At 33.6% G+C, this 18,612-nt stretch carries 18 protein-coding genes and 1 tRNA gene; 17 read left to right on the top strand and 2 right to left on the bottom strand.

Annotated elements, in window-relative coordinates; translation table 11 throughout:
* Nucleotides 1–219 precede the first annotated feature (219 nt).
* Complete coding sequence (locus tag ACODSB_RS10030) at nt 220–1,176, bottom strand: DUF3137 domain-containing protein (protein ID WP_488936921.1); 957 nt, start codon at nt 1,174–1,176, stop codon at nt 220–222.
* Complete coding sequence (locus ACODSB_RS10025; RefSeq protein ID WP_256637273.1) at nt 1,176–1,730, bottom strand: LemA family protein; 555 nt, start codon at nt 1,728–1,730, stop codon at nt 1,176–1,178. The genes ACODSB_RS10030 and ACODSB_RS10025 overlap by 1 nt, the downstream gene beginning before the upstream one ends.
* A gap of 480 nt (nt 1,731–2,210) precedes the next feature.
* Here ACODSB_RS10025 and ACODSB_RS10020 point away from each other — a divergent pair, with 480 nt between their 5' ends.
* From ACODSB_RS10020 to ACODSB_RS09940, 17 genes are all read left to right on the top strand, one after another.
* Nucleotides 2,211–3,419, top strand: a complete 1,209-nt coding sequence (locus ACODSB_RS10020) for an anhydro-N-acetylmuramic acid kinase (RefSeq protein ID WP_488936920.1) — start codon at nt 2,211–2,213, stop codon at nt 3,417–3,419.
* A gap of 255 nt (nt 3,420–3,674) precedes the next feature.
* Nucleotides 3,675–5,246 carry a glycoside hydrolase family 10-like protein gene (locus ACODSB_RS10015; protein ID WP_488936919.1) on the top strand — a complete coding sequence of 524 codons (1,572 nt, stop codon included), beginning with the start codon at nt 3,675–3,677 and terminating at the stop codon, nt 5,244–5,246.
* Nucleotides 5,233–6,552, top strand: coding sequence for an MFS transporter (locus ACODSB_RS10010; RefSeq protein WP_053471120.1), 1,320 nt, complete (start codon nt 5,233–5,235; stop codon nt 6,550–6,552). Before ACODSB_RS10015 ends, ACODSB_RS10010 begins: the two co-directional genes overlap by 14 nt.
* 21 nt (nt 6,553–6,573) lie before the next feature.
* Nucleotides 6,574–6,915, top strand: a complete 342-nt coding sequence (locus tag ACODSB_RS10005; protein ID WP_053471121.1) for a tetratricopeptide repeat protein — start codon at nt 6,574–6,576, stop codon at nt 6,913–6,915.
* 193 nt (nt 6,916–7,108) lie between these two features.
* Nucleotides 7,109–7,555, top strand: coding sequence for a GNAT family N-acetyltransferase (locus ACODSB_RS10000; RefSeq protein ID WP_488936918.1), 447 nt, complete (start codon nt 7,109–7,111; stop codon nt 7,553–7,555).
* Between the two features lie 2 nt (nt 7,556–7,557).
* Nucleotides 7,558–9,171 carry a glycoside hydrolase family 3 protein gene (locus tag ACODSB_RS09995; protein WP_488936917.1) on the top strand — a complete coding sequence of 538 codons (1,614 nt, stop codon included), beginning with the start codon at nt 7,558–7,560 and terminating at the stop codon, nt 9,169–9,171.
* 125 nt (nt 9,172–9,296) lie between these two features.
* Nucleotides 9,297–9,935, top strand: a complete 639-nt coding sequence (locus ACODSB_RS09990; protein WP_053471125.1) for a peroxiredoxin — start codon at nt 9,297–9,299, stop codon at nt 9,933–9,935.
* Between the two features lie 162 nt (nt 9,936–10,097).
* The gene (locus ACODSB_RS09985; RefSeq protein WP_007805605.1) at nt 10,098–10,406 is read left to right on the top strand and encodes a thioredoxin family protein; all 309 of its coding nucleotides are present in this window, start codon (nt 10,098–10,100) and stop codon (nt 10,404–10,406) included.
* Nucleotides 10,407–10,511: 105 nt separating this feature from the next.
* Nucleotides 10,512–10,769 (top strand): DUF6952 family protein, encoded by a 258-nt coding sequence (locus ACODSB_RS09980; RefSeq protein ID WP_042566605.1) that lies wholly within the window; start codon nt 10,512–10,514, stop codon nt 10,767–10,769.
* A 371-nt stretch (nt 10,770–11,140) separates the two neighbouring features.
* Nucleotides 11,141–11,638, top strand: coding sequence for a thiol peroxidase (gene tpx, locus ACODSB_RS09975; protein ID WP_488936916.1), 498 nt, complete (start codon nt 11,141–11,143; stop codon nt 11,636–11,638).
* 13 nt (nt 11,639–11,651) lie between these two features.
* The gene (locus tag ACODSB_RS09970; RefSeq protein WP_053471127.1) at nt 11,652–12,026 is read left to right on the top strand and encodes a diacylglycerol kinase; all 375 of its coding nucleotides are present in this window, start codon (nt 11,652–11,654) and stop codon (nt 12,024–12,026) included.
* A 13-nt stretch (nt 12,027–12,039) separates the two neighbouring features.
* On the top strand, nt 12,040–14,487 hold the full coding sequence (locus tag ACODSB_RS09965; protein WP_488936915.1) for a DNA translocase FtsK: 2,448 nt from the start codon (nt 12,040–12,042) through the stop codon (nt 14,485–14,487).
* A 73-nt stretch (nt 14,488–14,560) separates the two neighbouring features.
* Nucleotides 14,561–15,187: an outer membrane lipoprotein periplasmic chaperone LolA1 gene (gene lolA1, locus ACODSB_RS09960; RefSeq protein WP_488936995.1), complete on the top strand. Its 627-nt coding sequence runs from the start codon at nt 14,561–14,563 to the stop codon at nt 15,185–15,187.
* 8 nt (nt 15,188–15,195) lie between these two features.
* A complete protein-coding gene (locus ACODSB_RS09955; protein WP_488936914.1) occupies nt 15,196–16,653 on the top strand; it encodes an LptF/LptG family permease in 1,458 nt (485 codons plus the stop codon).
* Between the two features lie 2 nt (nt 16,654–16,655).
* Nucleotides 16,656–17,786: a 3,4-dihydroxy-2-butanone-4-phosphate synthase gene (ribB, locus tag ACODSB_RS09950; RefSeq protein WP_488936913.1), complete on the top strand. Its 1,131-nt coding sequence runs from the start codon at nt 16,656–16,658 to the stop codon at nt 17,784–17,786.
* A gap of 5 nt (nt 17,787–17,791) precedes the next feature.
* Nucleotides 17,792–18,190, top strand: coding sequence for an acyl-CoA thioesterase (locus ACODSB_RS09945; protein WP_053471131.1), 399 nt, complete (start codon nt 17,792–17,794; stop codon nt 18,188–18,190).
* Nucleotides 18,191–18,330: 140 nt separating this feature from the next.
* Nucleotides 18,331–18,415: transfer RNA gene (locus tag ACODSB_RS09940), tRNA-Ser, on the top strand.
* Nucleotides 18,416–18,612 lie beyond the last annotated feature (197 nt).

Genomic DNA, 18,612 nt, shown 5'->3' with positions numbered 1-18,612 from the left:
CAAATTATAACAGTACAAATTTGTATCAAATAAAGAATAATAAATTGTGGAAAAACCATAGTCCATAATTTTAAAACTTCTATAGACTCAAAAATATCAATTAACTATTCCCAATTGCCACGTATTTATACCTGAATTACATAAAAGAAAAAACCACTCAATAAATCTCGATCAAATCAAAATCTATTAAACGGTTTAAAAATATTTTATATAAAAAATCTACTCCTTCCCCCAAATCCTAGTATTCAAATCCAGTTCATGAACAATATCATGCATGAATTTTACAATCGAAAGATCGCCGGAAAGTAAGTCGGGATCTAAAAGCGAAGAATGAATAGGCGCTTCAAAATAATTTTCAGACAACGGAAAAGCAATATACATTTTAGAATGTATAAACGAAACCGAAATCGTTTCGTCGCATTTGCCGTTTAAGTCCAGAATTCTTTCCATCATGGCAGGTGTTAAAATATATCGCGCTTCGATTTGATTACTGGAATAGGTTACAAATTTATTGCTGAAATCAATGTTTTCTAATTCGATAACATCAGTGTTTCCAAAACTAAAAACGTTTTTAGAAAACCAGGAACCAAAAGCTTCTCCAAAACCTTTTGGGCGAACAACTGTCGAAACATTGAAGTTTTTATTAAAATCCGCCACATAAACAATTCCTTTAAAAATGGTATGCCAGTTTGTACGGGTTCCATTTTTTGTACTAGTTTCGGTTTTGTATTCGGCGTGAACTTCGGCAAACCAAAAAGAAGTTTTATCGTTTGTTCCACTTATTAAATCCTGTGTTTTATAACGATCAGATTCGGTTGTAAAAAGTTCCGAACTTCTAAACTCATATTCAGGAAGTCCGCTTTGCGGCGTTATCGTCAAGCTTTCGTTGATATTTTTTAATGCAGATCCTACAACATTGGTTTTATAAGCTATTTTGTATTTCTTAACATCGTCGCCAATTCTAAAATGCATTACGATGCCAGTAATAGCAGAAACAGCAAATCCCAGAAAACCTAAAGTCGGAAACCTAATTAATAAACCAATTACCATAAATACAATGGCAAGACCAAATAAAATGTAGGTAGTTTTATAGGTTTCGGCAATCTTTTTTCTTTCAACTTCTAATGTATTCAAAACCTCCTGCAAGGCTGAATTGTTGCTAATTCCTGAATCCATTAATTATTGAAAAGTTCTTTTGCACTAATATTTTTACGCTCTTCTTCTGGAGTTGCTAAAACATCAATTTTAGTATAATTCAGCATTCCTGCAAACAAATTTCCCGGAAACATCATAATAGCGTTATTATAACTCGTAACCGAAGCATTATAGGTTCTTCTGGCAGCAGCGATTTGTTCTTCGCTTTCTGTCCAAGTGCTTTGTAAGTTTAAGAAATTGGTATTTGCTTTTAAGTCCGGATAGTTTTCCACCGTTACCATTAAACCTTTTACAGCGGTGCTTAATTCTGTATCTAAACTTGCTTTTTCGGCCTCGGTTAAAGAACCTGAAGTTGCTCTTGAACGAAGTTCTACGATTTTAGTTAAGGTACTTTGTTCGTAATTAGTGTATTGTTTTACAATCTCAACCAAATTCGGAATCAAATCAAAACGTTTTTTCAGCATTACATCAATAGAAGAAAAAGCATTCGTAACCTGGTTTCTTTTTTCGATAAGGGAATTGTAAATGAACACTCCTATTATGATGAAAACAAAAAGGATAATAACTATAATCATGGTTTAAATTTTAATTAGTTTGAAAACAAATATATAAAAACAGAAGTAAGTTTTATTTGACCCGTTGCGTTTTTATTTAAACACATAGAGACATAGTTTTTTGGGAGTGAATAAAAGGATTAAATTAAATAAAATCAAGATTTTACACATAGCTGCATAATATTCTCATTCCTTTTTTAAACATAGCCAGTGGTTTCAACCACTGGAAACGCATCGTGAATTATTCTGTGTCAAAGTGGTTGAAACCACCAGCTATATTAAATACAATGTCATTATATTAATTTCAAAACACCTTTCTCTATGTTTGTTTTTTAAAAAAGTGAAACGCCTTTACCCACAAAGAAAAACTATGTCTCTATGTGTTTAAAAAACAATTACCCGCAGCGTTTAAAAAATAAATCTCAAAGTTTACTTATATTTATATGTAAAAAATCCCATTTTAGCGTTTCCAAATAAAATGCTTTTTAAAACATCATTTTAATGAATAAAAATGTAAGTGCTCTTTATGAAATCGCTCAAAAAGAGACCCGAAAAATACTAGGTTTAATGTCTGGAACTTCGCTCGACGGACTCGATTTGGCTCTTTGTGCAATTTCTGGCGAAGGCGAAAACACGGTTGTAAAAATCGAACACTTTGAAACCATCGACTACAGCGAGGATATTAAAACCGAAATCAGAAAAATATTTGCTAAAAAAACAATCGATTTTCAGCATTTGGTTTTACTAAATGAATGGATTGCAGATTTGCATGCAGGAATAATAAATGATTGTCTTTCAAAATGGAATATTTCCGCAAACGAAGTGGATCTAATCGCATCGCACGGACAAACAGTTTTGCATGCGCCAAAGTTTTTGCATCAGCAGGAAAAATTTCCAAATGCGACTTTGCAAATTGGCGACGGCGATCATATTGCGGTAAAAACCGGAATTATCACTTTATCTGATTTCAGGCAAAAACACGTTGCTGCGGGCGGAGAAGGCGCGCCTTTGGCAGTTTATGGCGATTATTTGTTATTCAGCAAAAAAGGCGAAAACCGAATTATGCTCAACATGGGCGGAATCGCAAATTTTACTTATTTACCCGCATCCCAAAACGCCGAGGAAGTTTTTGTAACCGATACGGGAACCGCAAATACGTTAATCGATATTTGCACCAAACAATATTTCCCTAAAAAAAGTTATGATAAAGATGCCGAAATTGCTAAAAACGGAACTGTAAATAAGGAACTTTTAAACGAATTAAAAAGCAATGCTTTCTTCCAAAAAAGCTTCCCAAAAACAATTGGTCAGGAATTATTCAACCATGATTTTGTGAACTCGGCTTTAGTAAAATTAGGATTAGAAAACATTTCGGCACCAGATTTGCTTGCGACTTTAACACGCCTAAGTGCCGAGACAATTGCCGAAGCGGTTTTGTTTGTTGTACAAAATACTAAAACTCCAATCGAGGAGTTTACAGTTTATATGTCTGGCGGAGGCGCACGAAATCCGTTATTGGTGAAATGGTTACAAGAATTATTGTCTTGTAAATTTGAAAAAAGCGATGTTCTGGGGATTTCTGGCGATGCAAAAGAAGCCGTTTTATTTGCCGTTTTGGCCAATGAAACCGTAGCGGGAGGAAATTATAATTTTGGTTCAAAAAAAGGAATTCCATCCGTAACAATGGGAAAAATTTCTTTTCCAGACTAAATAATAAAGTTTGCCACAAATTATAAGGATTAAAAAGATTAATCCAAATAATCCTTTTAATCTGTGGCTATAAAAAAAGATTGCCACAAATTACACGAATTTTTACGAATTATTTTTTAATGCTTTGAGAATAAAAAATTGGTGGAAATTTGTGTAATTCGTGGCAAAAAAACATTTAAAATAAAATTTAGCAGAATTCATTGAATTCCTAGCAAAACAAACTATTTTTGGTTCTTGTTAAAATTAAAGATTAAAATGCATAAAAATCAGCACTTACTATACTCAATCATTCTTATATTTTTCTTTGGATTAAAATCTAACGCACAAGAAAAAATAATGCATCCTAAAAATGAATTTAGAGGTGTTTGGATTGCGACTGTAGTAAATATTGACTGGCCAAAAACAGCCACAGATAATGTTGAAAAAGAAAAAGCTGATTATTTAGAAATTCTTGAAACATACAAACAATTAAATTACAACGCTGTTATTGTTCAGATCAGAAGTGTTGGTGATGCTTTTTATCCTTCAGAATTTGCGCCTTGGTCAAGATTCTTAACAGGAAAAGAAGGTGTAGCTCCAAGTCCATATTACGATACTTTGGCGTGGATGATTGAAGAAGCACACAATAGAGGTTTTGAATTTCATGCGTGGCTGAATCCGTATCGAGCGACTTTCGATTTAAATAAAAACCTTTTAAGTCCAAATCATGACGTTTTTAAACATCCGGAATGGATGATTGAATACGGCGGAAAATATTATTACGATCCTGCATTGCCAGAAGTTCAGTCACATTTAACAAAAGTCGTGAAAGAAGTCGTTGATAAATACGATATCGATGCGATTCATTTTGATGATTATTTTTATCCATACGCCGTTCCCGGAAAAGTTTTTAATGACTCGGCTTCGTACAAAAAATATGGTTCAGGTTTAAGTCTAGCAGATTGGCGTCGTGCCAACGTGAGCAACTTTGTACACACCATTTCAACAACTATAAAAGAAAGCAAACCGTGGGTTCAGTTCGGAATTAGTCCTTTTGGGGTTTGGCGAAATAAATCTGTTGACCCAAAAGGTTCAGAAACGCAGTCAACTGCAAATTACGATGATTTATATGCCGATCCGCTTTTATGGATGGATCAAAAATGGATCGATTATATACTTCCGCAATTGTATTGGAGCATGTATAACTCAAGAGCTTCTTATTCAAAATTAGTAAAATGGTGGGCAGAAAACTCTAATAACACAGCTGTTTATATTGGTCACGCTTCTTATAAAATTAGAGCCGACGGTGATAAAAGCTGGAATTATATAAGCGAAATCCCAACCCAGATTGATTTTGCCAGAAGTACTAAAAATGTTTCCGGAAGTGCTTATTTCAGCGCAAAATGGTTCATGAACAAAAACTTAGATCTTGTTCGTCTTCTGGAAGACAATCAATACCGTTTTCCTGCGCTTCCTGCCGCGGTTCCAAATTTAAAACGTATTATTATTGATACGCCGGTTATTACAGATTTTGCAAAAGACACCATAAAATATTCTTTCAGCATCAAAAATCCGCTGAATACAAAAGTGCGTTATATTGTAATTTATGGCGGAGAGCATATTTCAAAGATAAATACAAACGATGCCGAAAAAATCATCGACAAAGTAAGAGCTGTTGAAAAAGACGGCGTTATATCATTTTCTATTCCCGCAGAAAAAATCGATATGTATAAAGCTTGCGCTGTAACATTTATTGATTATTTTGCAAACGAAAGCACCCCAACTGCTGCCGACTTAAAAAAGAATTTTAAAATCTATTCACCTGCTCAGCCTAATGAAAACAGATAATAAACCCTGGTTCTGGATTCCACTTCTTAATTTTGCGTCTGGATTACCTTACGCCGTAATTATCTCAGTTTCGGTAATTATGTACAAAAATTTAGGTATTTCAAATGAAGATATTGGCGTTTACACCAGTTTATTATACTTACCGTGGGTTATAAAACCGCTTTGGAGCCCTTTTATTGAATTAAACGGAACCAAAAGAAAATGGTTTTTATCGATGCAGTTATTGATTTCGATTGCCTTTTTATTAGTCGGATTTACAATTCCTACCAATGGATTTTTCATGATGACATTAGCAATTTTCTGGGTTGCTGCTTTTGCTTCGGCTTCAAATGATATTGCCAGTGATGGATTTTATTTATTGGTTTTACCTGAAAATCAACAGTCTTTTTTCCTCGGAATCAGAAGTACTTTCTATAGGCTTTCAATGCTTGCCGGCAACGGATTAATTGTGCTTTTAGCAGGATATCTGGAACAAAAATATGGTGATAATACCAAAGCATGGTCGTATACAATGATTGGCGTTGGTTTATTAATGACTTTTATAACGATTTATAATTTTGTTTTTACTCCAAGAAATGAAATAAATGTTGCAGCAGATAATAAAGATCATCATCAAAATTTCGGTTCTATATTTGCAAGTTTCTTCAAGAAAAAACAAATCGGTTTAGTGTTAGCTTTTATTCTGGTTTTCAGATTAGGAGAATCACAATTGCTTAAAATGTTAAGTCCATTTTTATTAGACGGAAAAGAAGTTGGCGGGATGAGCTTAACTACTGAATCTGTTGGGATTATTTATGGAACTTTGGGTATTTTTGCCTTAACAATTGGCGGAATTTTAGGCGGAATTGCCATTTCAAAACACGGTCTTACTAAATGGATGCTTCCTATGTTTTTGGCAATGCATCTGCCAATTCTTGGTTTTATTGGACTTGCTCATTTTCAGCCGCAGGAACTTTTTCATCTTCATATAAATTTATACTTTTTTGAAATAAATTCTCCATTAAATCTGTATACTTGTATTACCGTAATTTTGGAACAATTTGGATATGGTTTTGGATTTACAGGTTTTATGATGTTTTTAATTCATGTTGCAGAGGGAGAATCAAAAACAGCGCACTATGCACTTGCAACCGGTTTTATGGCATTAGGAATGATGCTTCCGGGAATGTTGAGCGGTTTTATACAACAATTTTTAGGCTATCAAAACTTCTTTATCTGGGTTTTTATAGCGACAATTCCAGGTCTTATTTTATCACGTTTTTTAATTTTCCCGAAAGATTTTGGGAAAAAATCTGAAGAAGTTTAACCCCAAATCAAACTCTTACTTATGGAAATCAATGAAAATTTGCAGGCCGAACGCAACTTAAAAGGAGCTGAGTTCGAAAAAACCGGAAATCTTGAAAAAGCAATTGAATTATATGAGGAAAATGTCGCAGAAAGCTTTAAAGGAAATCACCCTTACGATAGATTAGCAACAATCTACAAAAACCAAAATGATCTCGACAACGAAATCAGGGTTTTAGAAAAAGCTATTGTGGTTTATGAAGAAATTACAATCGAAGACCGACTGGAAGGGTTACCAAAACTTTTCCGTTTTAAAAACCGATTGGATAAAGCAATTGAAACCAAAAAACAATTAGCTAAACAAAAGAAAGCAAAATTGAAATAAAACATTCTTTTAAACACATAGAAACATAGATTTTTTGTGTAAAAAGAATAAAAAAGAGAAACTCGTTTCTCAACACGTAGTCCCGAAGCATCGGGATGTATTTAAATAAAGTGAAACGCCTTTTCCAAGAACTAAATACTATGTTCTATGTGTTAGAAAATTAAACGATACTACAATCTAAGCATTCTAAATCATGAACATAAAACGAACAAACTCAGATGATCCAGATTTTATAAAGCTGGTTGTTTTATTAGATCAGGATTTAGCGATTAGAGACGGAGAAGATCATGCGTTTTACAATCAGTTTAATAAAACCGATAAAATAAAACATACGATTGTTTATTATGAAAACGGCATTCCTGTTGGCTGCGGCGCTTTTCGCGAAAAAGAAAGCGACAAAACCGAAATCAAACGAATGTACGTTCATCCCGATTATCGCAAAAAAGGTATTGCTTCTAAAGTTTTAGCCGAATTAGAAATTTGGGCGAAAGAAGTCGGCTATACTTATACTATTCTCGAAACTGGGAAAAACCAGCCCGAAGCCATAAATTTGTACCAAAAATTAGGTTACACAATCATTCCAAATTATCCGCCTTACGAAAAGATAGATAACAGCGTCTGCATGAAAAAGACTTTATAATAATGAAAATTACAGCCGAAGCATTACGACAAAAAATAGGACAATTCTTTTTTCCTGCCGTTTTTATAAACGATACCGAAGAAAATATTCAGGAAACCGAACGTTTAATTGCAGCACACAATATTGGTGGTCTGACCTTTTTTCACAGTCGTGCGAGCGCTGCAACAAATTACGAAAGCAAGAAAAAAGTTGTTTTTAATGATGACAGTTATCAAAAAATAAAAGAACTTATTGTTCGTTATCAAAAAGCCGCTTCTACTCCACTTTTAATCAGTATTGATGCAGAATGGGGATTGGCAATGCGTATCGAAAAAACGCCACAATATCCTTATGCGATTACGCTTGGCGCTTTGCCGGAAAACAAATCTGATTTGGTTTTTGAAGTTGGAAAACAAATTGGTTTAGATTTAAAAGCTGCCGGAATTCAGTATAATTTATCGCCTTTGGCCGATATCAATAATAATCCAAATAATCCAGTAATTGGTTATCGTTCTTTTGGTGAAAATAAAGAAAAAGTAGCCAATTTTGCCGTTGAATATTTAAATGGAATGTCGGAAGTTGGCGTTTTAGGCTGTCTGAAACACTTTCCCGGACACGGAAATACCAATGTCGATTCGCATTTAGGATTACCGGTTTTAAAAGAAACGCTGGAAGAATTATTAGAGAACGAATTATACCCGTTCATTAAAGGAATTGAAAATAATGTCGATTCGATTATGATTGGGCATTTGGCAGTTCCGAGTTTAAATGACGGAAAAGATACATCGGCAACATTATCAAAAGCTGTGATTCAGGATCTTTTACGAGACAAATTAGGTTATGATGGTTTGGTCATTTCTGATGCTTTAAATATGCACAGTGTTTCAAAATTATACGAAACCAAAGGTCAGCTGGAATGGGAAGCTTTTAATGCCGGAAATGATATTTTATGCTTCGCCGAAAATGTTCCCGAAGGAATCGAAACTATCTTTAGGAATGCATCTCCAGATCGCATCTTCCAAAGCTATAGCAGAATCATGAAAGCTAAAGAAAAAGCAGGAATTCTTTCTGGAAATACTGCTGCTTCGGGCGAATTAAATTTCGAAAAAGCATCTGAATTAAATCTGGAAATTGCTCAAAATGCGATTACGACAATTACAGATAATTCAAATTCTGAATTAGCATTTGAATCTCAGAAAAACAACAAATTAGCTAAACTGAGTTTATATAAAAATACCGAAAACACATTCTTCAAAACTTTAAATTCAAAATTAGAATCTCCTGATTTTGCTTTTGAAAATTTAGAAGTTTCGGATATTTCATTTATCAAAAAACAATTAGAAAATTTCGAAACTATTTTGATTTCTTTATTTGTTCCAAAGGCAAAGCCTGCGAATAATTTCGAAATTAACGATGAAGTTTTAGAACTACTTTCTGATTTACTTCAAACCAAAAAATGCATTGTTTACGTTTTCGGAAATCCGTATGTTTTACCCATAATTCCGAATCTGAAAAAGGCTTCAGGATTAGTTCAGGCGTATCAGGATTTTGAAGAATTTCAAAAAACGGCAGCAATTCAATTTTTAGATAAAATTTCTTCAAATGGAATTTTTCCGGTAAACATTGATATCCAATAGGTTAAAAAGTTAAATAGTCAAAATTTATCAACTTATAAGTTTTTATAATCACATCTTATTGTAAGAATATATGCTTATCACCTACTTTTGCACCAGAAATAAATTTTTAACGTAAAACGAAAAATATGTCTTTAGTAGGAAAAAAATTCCCAAGTATTGCAGTAGATGCTATCTCAGAAATGGGTGACAATTTAAAAATCAACATTTTTGAAGAAGCAGTAAACAACAATAAAAAAGTACTTTTATTTTGGTACCCAAAAGATTTTACTTTTGTATGTCCAACTGAATTACACGCCTTTCAAGCTGCATTACCAGAATTTGAAAAAAGAAATACTATCGTAATTGGTGCTTCTTGTGACACAAACGAAGTTCACTTTGCTTGGTTAAATACTCCAAAAAACAATGGTGGAATCGAAGGTGTTACTTACCCAATCTTAGCTGATACAAACCGTAACTTAGCTAACATTTTAGGTATTCTTGATATCGAATCTACAAGCTACAGCGAAGATACTGATTCAGTTATCATCGAAGGTTCAAACGTAACTTACAGAGCTACTTACCTTATTGACGAAACTGGAAAAATCTTCCACGAAAGTGTAAACGATATGCCATTAGGGCGTAACGTAAACGAATACCTAAGAATGGTTGACGCTTACACGCACATTCAGACTAAAGGTGAAGTTTGTCCTGCAAACTGGGAAGCTGGTAAGGAAGCTATGTCTGCAGACAGAGTTAGTACTGCTGAATATTTAAGCGCTAACTAATAAATAAAATTTCCAAATTTTTAAAATTCCAAATTCCAATTGGGATTTGGAATTTTTCTCTCTCAAAAAATCAATAATATTTTCAAAATTTAGATTTTCTAAATTCAATCGTAAGATTTGGAATTTGGAATTTATAAACTTGGAATTTAAATACAGAAAATTATGTTAATCGACTTAAACGAAGATACGTTAGCAGATTTAGTTGCTAAAAACGAAAAAGTAGTAGTACAATATTCAGCATCATGGTGTGGAAACTGCCGTATTATGAAACCAAAATTCAAAAAATTAGCCACAGAAAATGAAGCTATCACTTTTGTTCTGGTTGATGCAGAAAATTCTCCTGAATCAAGAAAATTAGCTAATGTAAGCAACCTGCCAACATTTGCAACTTTCGTAAACGGACAATTAGTTGGAGAAACTCAAACTAATAAACAAGAAGTTTTAATCGACCTTGTAAACGCAATTGCTTAAATTTAGATAGTTAGACTGGCTTAGATTTTTAGACTTCTTAGAAGTACTATAAACTTTAAAAAGGTCTAAAATCTAAGAATGTCTAAAAATCTAAGAAATCTAAACATGAAATTACCAGTAATAAAGCAATTAACGCAGTTCATCGAAGAAAACGATCAGGATTATATTATTGAAACAATCGAAGTTCTTGAAGCTATGACCGAAATTCCTTCTCTTAAAGACGAAGAATTAGATGTAATTGGCGAATTGATTTCGAATATGTACGGTGCTCTTGAAGTACACAAAATGGTTTCTCAGGGAACTGATAAAAAAGAAGCTTTAAATGCGTTCATGAAACGTGTTTTAGGTTCTATCGATAAATAATATCGGCCTCTTTTTCAAATAAAAAACAAAAAAACATGACTGAGAAAAGCGTTTCGTATTGCGAGACGCTTTTTTTGTTTTCAGTTTTCTGTCGCAGTTTTCAGTTTATCCAATCTTTGTCAGGCTGAGCGAAGTCGAAGCCCGCGTAAAGATTATCAATTTAGATTATGGAGTTACTTTGTGTGGGCTTCGACTTCGCTCAGCCTGACAAAAATGAGAATAAAATTCGTTTAATCTGTGTCATCTGTGTGCCATATATACGCAAACCAATACGAATAAACTTCTGCCTTAATCTCACCTTAAACCCTTAACAAATACTTTTAGATTCAAATATTAATCCTTACTTTTGAACCTCATTAAAAAAAATTATCATGGCTTCAATAACATTAGGAGGAAATCCAGTTCATACATCAGGCGAATTACCAGCAGTTGGTTCTAAACTTGCTGATTTTAAATTAGTGCAAAACGATTTATCAGTTGCTTCTTTGAGCAATTTCGCTGGTAAAAAATTAGTTTTAAACATTTTTCCAAGTGTTGATACAGGAACTTGCGCAGCATCTGTTAGAAAATTTAATCAAAGTGCAAGCGGATTAGATAATACTACTGTTTTATGTATTTCAAGAGATTTACCTTTCGCTCAAAAACGTTTTTGTGGTGCCGAAGGTTTAGAAAATGTAGTAAACTTATCTGATTTTCAAACAGGATCTTTTGGTAAAGCAAATGGTTTAGAAATCACTGACGGACCTTTAGCAGGTTTACACTCAAGAGTTATTATTGTCGTTGATGCAAACGGAACAATTACTCATACAGAACAAGTTGCTGAAATTGCAAACGAACCAAATTACGAAGCGGCTTTAGCAGCACTATAATATTTTCCACTAAATGGAGTTTCAAAAAGATAATACTTTTGTTACAGGTCGTTTAAAGAGTGTAACTTACGCCTTTAAAGGAGCTGTAAAACTGATAAGAACAGAACACAGCGTTATGGTTCAATTCTCACTGGGAATTATTATGACCATTGCCGGGTTCTATTTTCATATTTCTCAAACTGAATGGCTATGTCAAACCTTAGCCATTGGTTTGGTTTTAAGCATTGAAGGATTAAATACGGCTGTTGAAAAAATCGCCGATTTTATCCACCCCGATTACAGCAGACGAATTGGGTTTATTAAAGATATTGCTGCAGGAGCGGTATTTTTTGCCGCCATGACAGCAATAGCGATTGGTTTGATAATTTATATTCCAAAATTTATATAGGCGGAACGCAAGAATGGCAAAAACAAAAAAAGAAACTGTAGACAAAAAAACCGAATCAAAAGTCGCCAGCATTAGATCCTGGTCATTATCCAAACAACAAAAATTTGTTTTGGGCTGCCTTTTGGTACTCTTTTCTATTGCATTATTAGTTGCATTTATTTCGTTTTATGTCAACGGACAATGGCAGACAGACCAAAGTGCGGTTTCTCAATTGGGAGATCGTGATGAAGTGGTGCAAAACTGGCTCGGAAAATTCGGGGCTTTTCTTGCAGACTTAATTGTGTACCGAGGTTTCGGTCTTGCCTCTTTTATAATTGTTCGTTTATTCTTTTTAACCGGATTATTTCTGGCATTAGAACTTTCGACCAAAAAATTAAAAAACACTTGGTTTTGGGATTTATTTGCCATTATCGTAGTATCTATTTTATTTGGTTTTTTTGCTACTTCGGCACCAGAATTAGGAGGAACAATTGGTTATGAATTAAATCTTTTCCTTCAGGATTATATCGGGAAAACCGGAACTTTATTAACCTTACTTTTTGGACTGATCGTTTATTTGATTTTCAAAATAAAAGTATCTCCGGAAAAAATCCAGTCTTATTTTGATTCTACTAAAAACGAATTAAAATCAGAATTAAATTCTATCAAAAAACCACAGCAGGATTTAGAACCTGAAAGTGCTTATAATTTAGAAGAATTTGCAATTGAAGAAGATCCTGAACTGGATAATATTCATTTAAAAACAGATGATTCTAAATTCGAAATCAACAAAGAAGCTTTAAAACCAACAATCAATCATTCGTCAGAAATTGAATTAAATCCGATTTTAAAACCAATTCAGTCAAAACAAGAACTTCCATTAGTTTCTCCTGATGAAGCATTTGTAATTGAAAAAGCGGAAGAAGAAGATATTATTGAAGAAAACCTTGCTTCTCGCCTTGTTGCTGATTTCGGGTTATTTGATCCAACTTTGGATTTATCCAATTATAAATTCCCAACTATCGATTTATTAAAAGAATATTCGACAGGAGGAATTACCATTAATCAGGAAGAATTAGAAGAAAACAAAAATAAAATTGTAGATACACTTCGTAACTACAAAATTGAAATTGCACAAATTAAAGCAACCGTTGGTCCATCGGTAACTTTATACGAAATTGTACCGGAAGCCGGAATCAGAATTTCTAAAATTAAGAGTTTAGAAGATGATATTGCTTTATCACTTTCGGCATTAGGAATACGTATTATTGCACCAATTCCTGGAAAAGGAACAATTGGTATTGAGGTTCCTAATAAGAACCCTACTATGGTTTCGATGAAAAGTGTTATTGGATCGGCTAAATTTCAAGAAGCTGAAATGGAACTTCCAATCGCTTTAGGAAAAACTATTTCGAATGAAACTTTTGTGGTCGATCTTGCCAAAATGCCTCACTTATTGATGGCGGGAGCAACAGGGCAAGGAAAATCGGTTGGATTAAATGCAGTTTTAACTTCGCTTTTATACAAAAAACATCCGGCAGAAGTAAAATTCGTTTTGGTTGATCCTAAAAAAGTAGAACTTACACTTTTCAATAAAATAGAAAGACATTATTTAGCGAAACTTCCTGATACAGAAGACGCTATTATTACTGATAACGCAAAAGTGGTGAATACTTTGAATTCACTTTGTACTGAAATGGACAATCGCTATTCTTTATTAAAAGATGCGATGGTTCGTAATATTAAAGAGTATAACGAAAAATTCAAAGCAAGAAAATTAAATCCGGAAGCCGGACACCGATTTTTACCTTACATCGTTTTGGTTGTCGATGAGTTCGCCGATTTAATTATGACTGCAGGAAAAGAAGTCGAAGTTCCTATTGCTCGTTTGGCTCAGCTGGCGCGTGCTATTGGTATTCACTTAATTATTGCAACACAAAGACCTTCTGTAAATGTTATTACAGGTTTAATTAAGGCCAATTTCCCTGCGAGAATTGCATTTAGGGTAACTTCAAAAATTGACTCAAGAACAATTTTAGATACTCAGGGAGCTGACCAGTTAATTGGACGTGGAGATTTATTGTACACAAACGGAAATGACGTAACGCGTGTGCAATGTGCTTTTATAGACACGCCAGAGGTTGAAAAAATTACAGATTTTATTGGTTCACAAAAGGCGTATGCCACAGCATATTTGCTTCCGGAGTTTATTGGAGAAGAAACTGGCATTAATCTTGATATGGATATTTCCGAAAGAGATACCTTATTTAGAGAAGCTGCCGAGATTATTGTTAATGCGCAGCAAGGTTCTGCTTCATTACTGCAAAGAAAATTAAAATTAGGTTACAACAGGGCCGGTCGTTTGATCGATCAGCTGGAAGCAGCAGGAATTGTTGGACCGTTTGAAGGCAGTAAAGCAAGAAGTGTGAACATTTTAGACTTAAGTGCTCTTGATCAATTCTTTAATAATGAACAAAATTAATCCAATCATGAGAACAAACATTCAGGAAATCAAAAACAATTCTATCACTAACATGACTAAAAAGTGTTTTCAAATGGCAGTTATCTTGCTTTTGAGCTTCACTTCTATTCAAGCTCAGGATAAAAAAGCTAAAGATTTATTGAACGAAGTGACTGCTAAAATAAAAAGCTACGATAATATTGTTATTGATTTTAAATATTCTCTAAATAATGCAAAAGAGAATATTAACCAGGACAGTAAAGGAAATGTAACCATGAAAGGTAATCAATATGTATTGAATTTTATGGGCGTTACTAAAATTTTTGACGGACAAAAAACATACACAATTGTTCCTGAAGACGAAGAAGTTACGGTTTCTAAAGTAAATGAAAAGGATGATAATGCTATCACGCCTTCAAAAATGCTTACTTTCTTTAATTCTGGGTACAAATACAATATGGATATCGTACAAAATGTAAAAGGAAGAAAGATTCAATACATTAAATTAGTACCAACTACTGGAAAAGATCAAAGAAAAGAAATTCTTTTAGGTATTGATGTTCAGACAAAACACATCTATAATTTGATTGAAACTGGAAAAAATGGTACAAAAACAACTTTAACCGTTAATTCTTTTAAAACCAATCAGCCATTATCAAAAAATCAATTTACCTTTGTAGCGAGTAAATACCCGAAATACTACATCAACAAATTAGATTAATCAGAAGGTTGAAAATTCTAGACAAATACTTATTAAAAACATTCTTAGTTACATTTACCACGGTATTTGTAATCCTTTTTTTCATATTCATACTTCAAACAGTATGGCTATTTATATCAGAACTAGCAGGTAAAGATCTCGACTTAATATTGGTCGTGAAATTCCTGCTTTTTTCTATGCCGCGTATTATACCGCTGGTTTTACCGTTATCGGTTCTTTTGGCTTCGATTATGACTTTCGGAAATTTAGCCGAGAATTATGAATTTGCTGCCATGAAATCTTCCGGAATCTCACTTCAAAGAGCAATGCGGGTTTTAATTATTTTTATATTCGTTTTGAGTATTGTAGCATTTTGGTTTGCCAATAATGTTATTCCTTTTGCCGAATATAAGTTTGTTAACTTTCGTAAAAATATCGCACAGGCAAAACCAGCCATGGCAATTGCCGAAGGTCAGTTTAACGATGTTGGAACTTACAACATTAAAGTCAACAAAAAATCTGGCGAAAACGGAAATATTCTTACTGGTGTTACTATTCACGAAAAGGCAAACAATTTTGGAGAAAACAAAACGGTTATTAAAGCCAAAGATGGTGAATTGATCAGTAATGAGAAATCGAGTATTTTGAAACTGGTTTTAAATGATGGTTATTATTATCAGGATGTTACTCCAAAAAAATACGAAGACCGTGCTAAACTTCCTTTTATAAAAGGCGCTTTTAAAAAGCATATCATTAACATCGATTTATCTGAATTAAACAAAGTTGACGACAGTAAAGAAAGTATTGCAGGTACAAATGCAATGCTTAATGTTAATGAATTACGTTATACTTTAGATTCATTAGACAAGAATCTGGATAATGAAATTATTTCATTTTCTGAGAATATAAACCAACGTGTTGGATTTAGAAGATCAAGCACTTTGGTTACTGATAAAGCAAAAAAGAAAAAAGCTTTACCAAGCGATCTTTTGTCTTTATATAATAACAAAGAAAAAGTTGATGTTCTAAAAATGGCAAGCAGCAATGTTACCAGCAACGTTTTCTCTATTGAATCAACCCAAAAAGATTTAAAAGACAAACAGCGTGAGATCAACAAGCACTTAACAGCATTATATGAAAAGTTTGTTATTGCTTTTGCATGCTTCTTAATGTTCTTTATTGGTGCGCCTCTTGGAGCTATTATTAGAAAAGGCGGACTTGGTTTACCAATTGTTTTTGCGGTTTTAATTTTTATTACTTTTCATTTCATTAATACTTTTGGAAAAAGATTATCGCAGGAAGGCGGAATGACTCCTTTTATGGGTTCATGGATGTCGTCGTTTATTCTTTCTCCATTAGCGGTATTATTAACGTATCGTGCCACAAACGATAACGGATTGATTAATTTTGATGCAATAACGACCCCAATATCACAACTATTTCAAAAAATTTCCGAGCGGTTTTCACCAGCTCAAAACAAACAATAATTATGTCAACAAAAATTCAACTTAATACCATTGAAGAAGCTATAGAAGATATTCGTCAAGGTAAAGTAATCATTGTAGTTGATGATGAAGATCGTGAAAATGAAGGTGACTTTTTAGCTGCTGCCGAAAAAGTTACTCCTGATATGATCAATTTCATGGCTACACACGGACGTGGATTAATCTGTACACCACTTACAGAAAGCCGTTGCAAGGAGCTTGATTTACGCGCTATGGTTACTAATAATACAGATCATATGGAAACTGCCTTTACGGTTTCTGTAGATTTAAAAGGAAATGGCGTTACAACCGGAATTTCTGCTGCTGACAGATCTAAAACAGTACAATCATTAGTTGATCCAAATACAAAACCACATGATTTAGCGCGTCCTGGACATATTTTTCCTTTAATTGCTAAACAAGGTGGAGTTTTAAGAAGAACAGGGCACACAGAAGCCGCAATTGATTTTGCAAGGTTAGCAGGGTTTAAACCTGCAGGTGTTATCTGTGAAATTTTAAATGAAGACGGAACAATGTCTCGTTTGCCTGAACTTATAAAAGTAGCAAAGAAATTTGACTTAAAATTAGTTTCGATTGAAGATTTAGTTGCTTACAGAATGCAGCACGACAGTCTTATCATTAAAAAAGAAGATTTTGATATCGAAACCCGTTTTGGGACTTTTAGATTAAGAGCTTACGAGCAGACTACAAATAAACAAATTCATATTGCTTTAACGAAAGGAACATGGAATCTTGGAGAACCAATTTTGACGAGAATCCACTCTTCGCAGGTTAATAATGATTTATTAGGAACATTGACTAATAATGCAGAACAGCAGTTAGACGATATGTTTAAAGTCATTAATGAACATGGTAAAGGTGCAGTTATTTTTATTAACCAAGATATGACGGCTGTAAATTTATTAAACAGAATTTCTGAACTTAAAACTTTACAAACTCAAGGAACATTAAAAGCGCCAAAAGTTATCATAGATAGTAAAGATTACGGAATTGGGGCTCAAATCCTTCATGATATTGATATTTCTAAGATTAGACTAGTTTCGAACACGGAACAAACAAAACGTGTCGGAATGATTGGATATGGTCTTGAAATCACTGAATACGTAACTTACTAATCTTTATGGGTACATTAGAAGAAAGAATTTTAAAATCTGAAACACATATTTTTAAAGCGGTTTTCCCGAGTACAACGAATCATTATGATACTTTATTTGGAGGAACTGCGCTTCATTTAATGGACGAAGTGGCTTTTATTTGTGCTACACGTTTCAGCCGTAAAAAAGTAGTTACAATATCTACAGGTCAAATTGATTTCAAAAAGGCAATTCCGGCAGGGACTTTAATCGAATTAGTTGCAAAAGTTGTTAGCGTGGGAAGAACAAGCTGTAAAATTCACGTTGATATTTTTATGGAACAAATGTATACCGAGCTTCGCGAAACAGTAGTTTCAGGAACTTTTTCGTTTGTTGCTGTTGATGAAAACAAGAAACCAACGCCAATTTTGGACAATTTGGATTAATTTTTTCAAAAATCTTTTTTTAGGAAATACTGATAACTAGATACTTGTAAATTATTTTAAAAAAGTTTCAAAAAAAGTTTTCAGAACCGAAAAAGCGTCTTATATTTGCACCCGCAATCAGGCAATGATAGCAACATACTGGAGAAATGGCAGAGCGGTCGAATGCGGCAGTCTTGAAAACTGTTGACTGTAACAGGTCCGGGGGTTCGAATCCCTCTTTCTCCGCACAAATTCAAAACCCTTAACTTTTGTTAAGGGTTTTCTTTTTTATAATATTATTTTCTTTGTAAATAGTTTCAAAAAAGTTTTCTCAATTGAAAAAACACCTTATATTTGCACTCGCAATCACGAAACGATAGCGACATATTGGAGAAATGGCAGAGCGGTCGAATGCGGCAGTCTTGAAAACTGTTGACTGTAAC

The organism is Flavobacterium sp. FG68, assembly GCF_057808895.1.
Note: the sequence above shows the minus strand (reverse complement) of the source record. Positions and strands in the feature narration are given on the sequence as shown.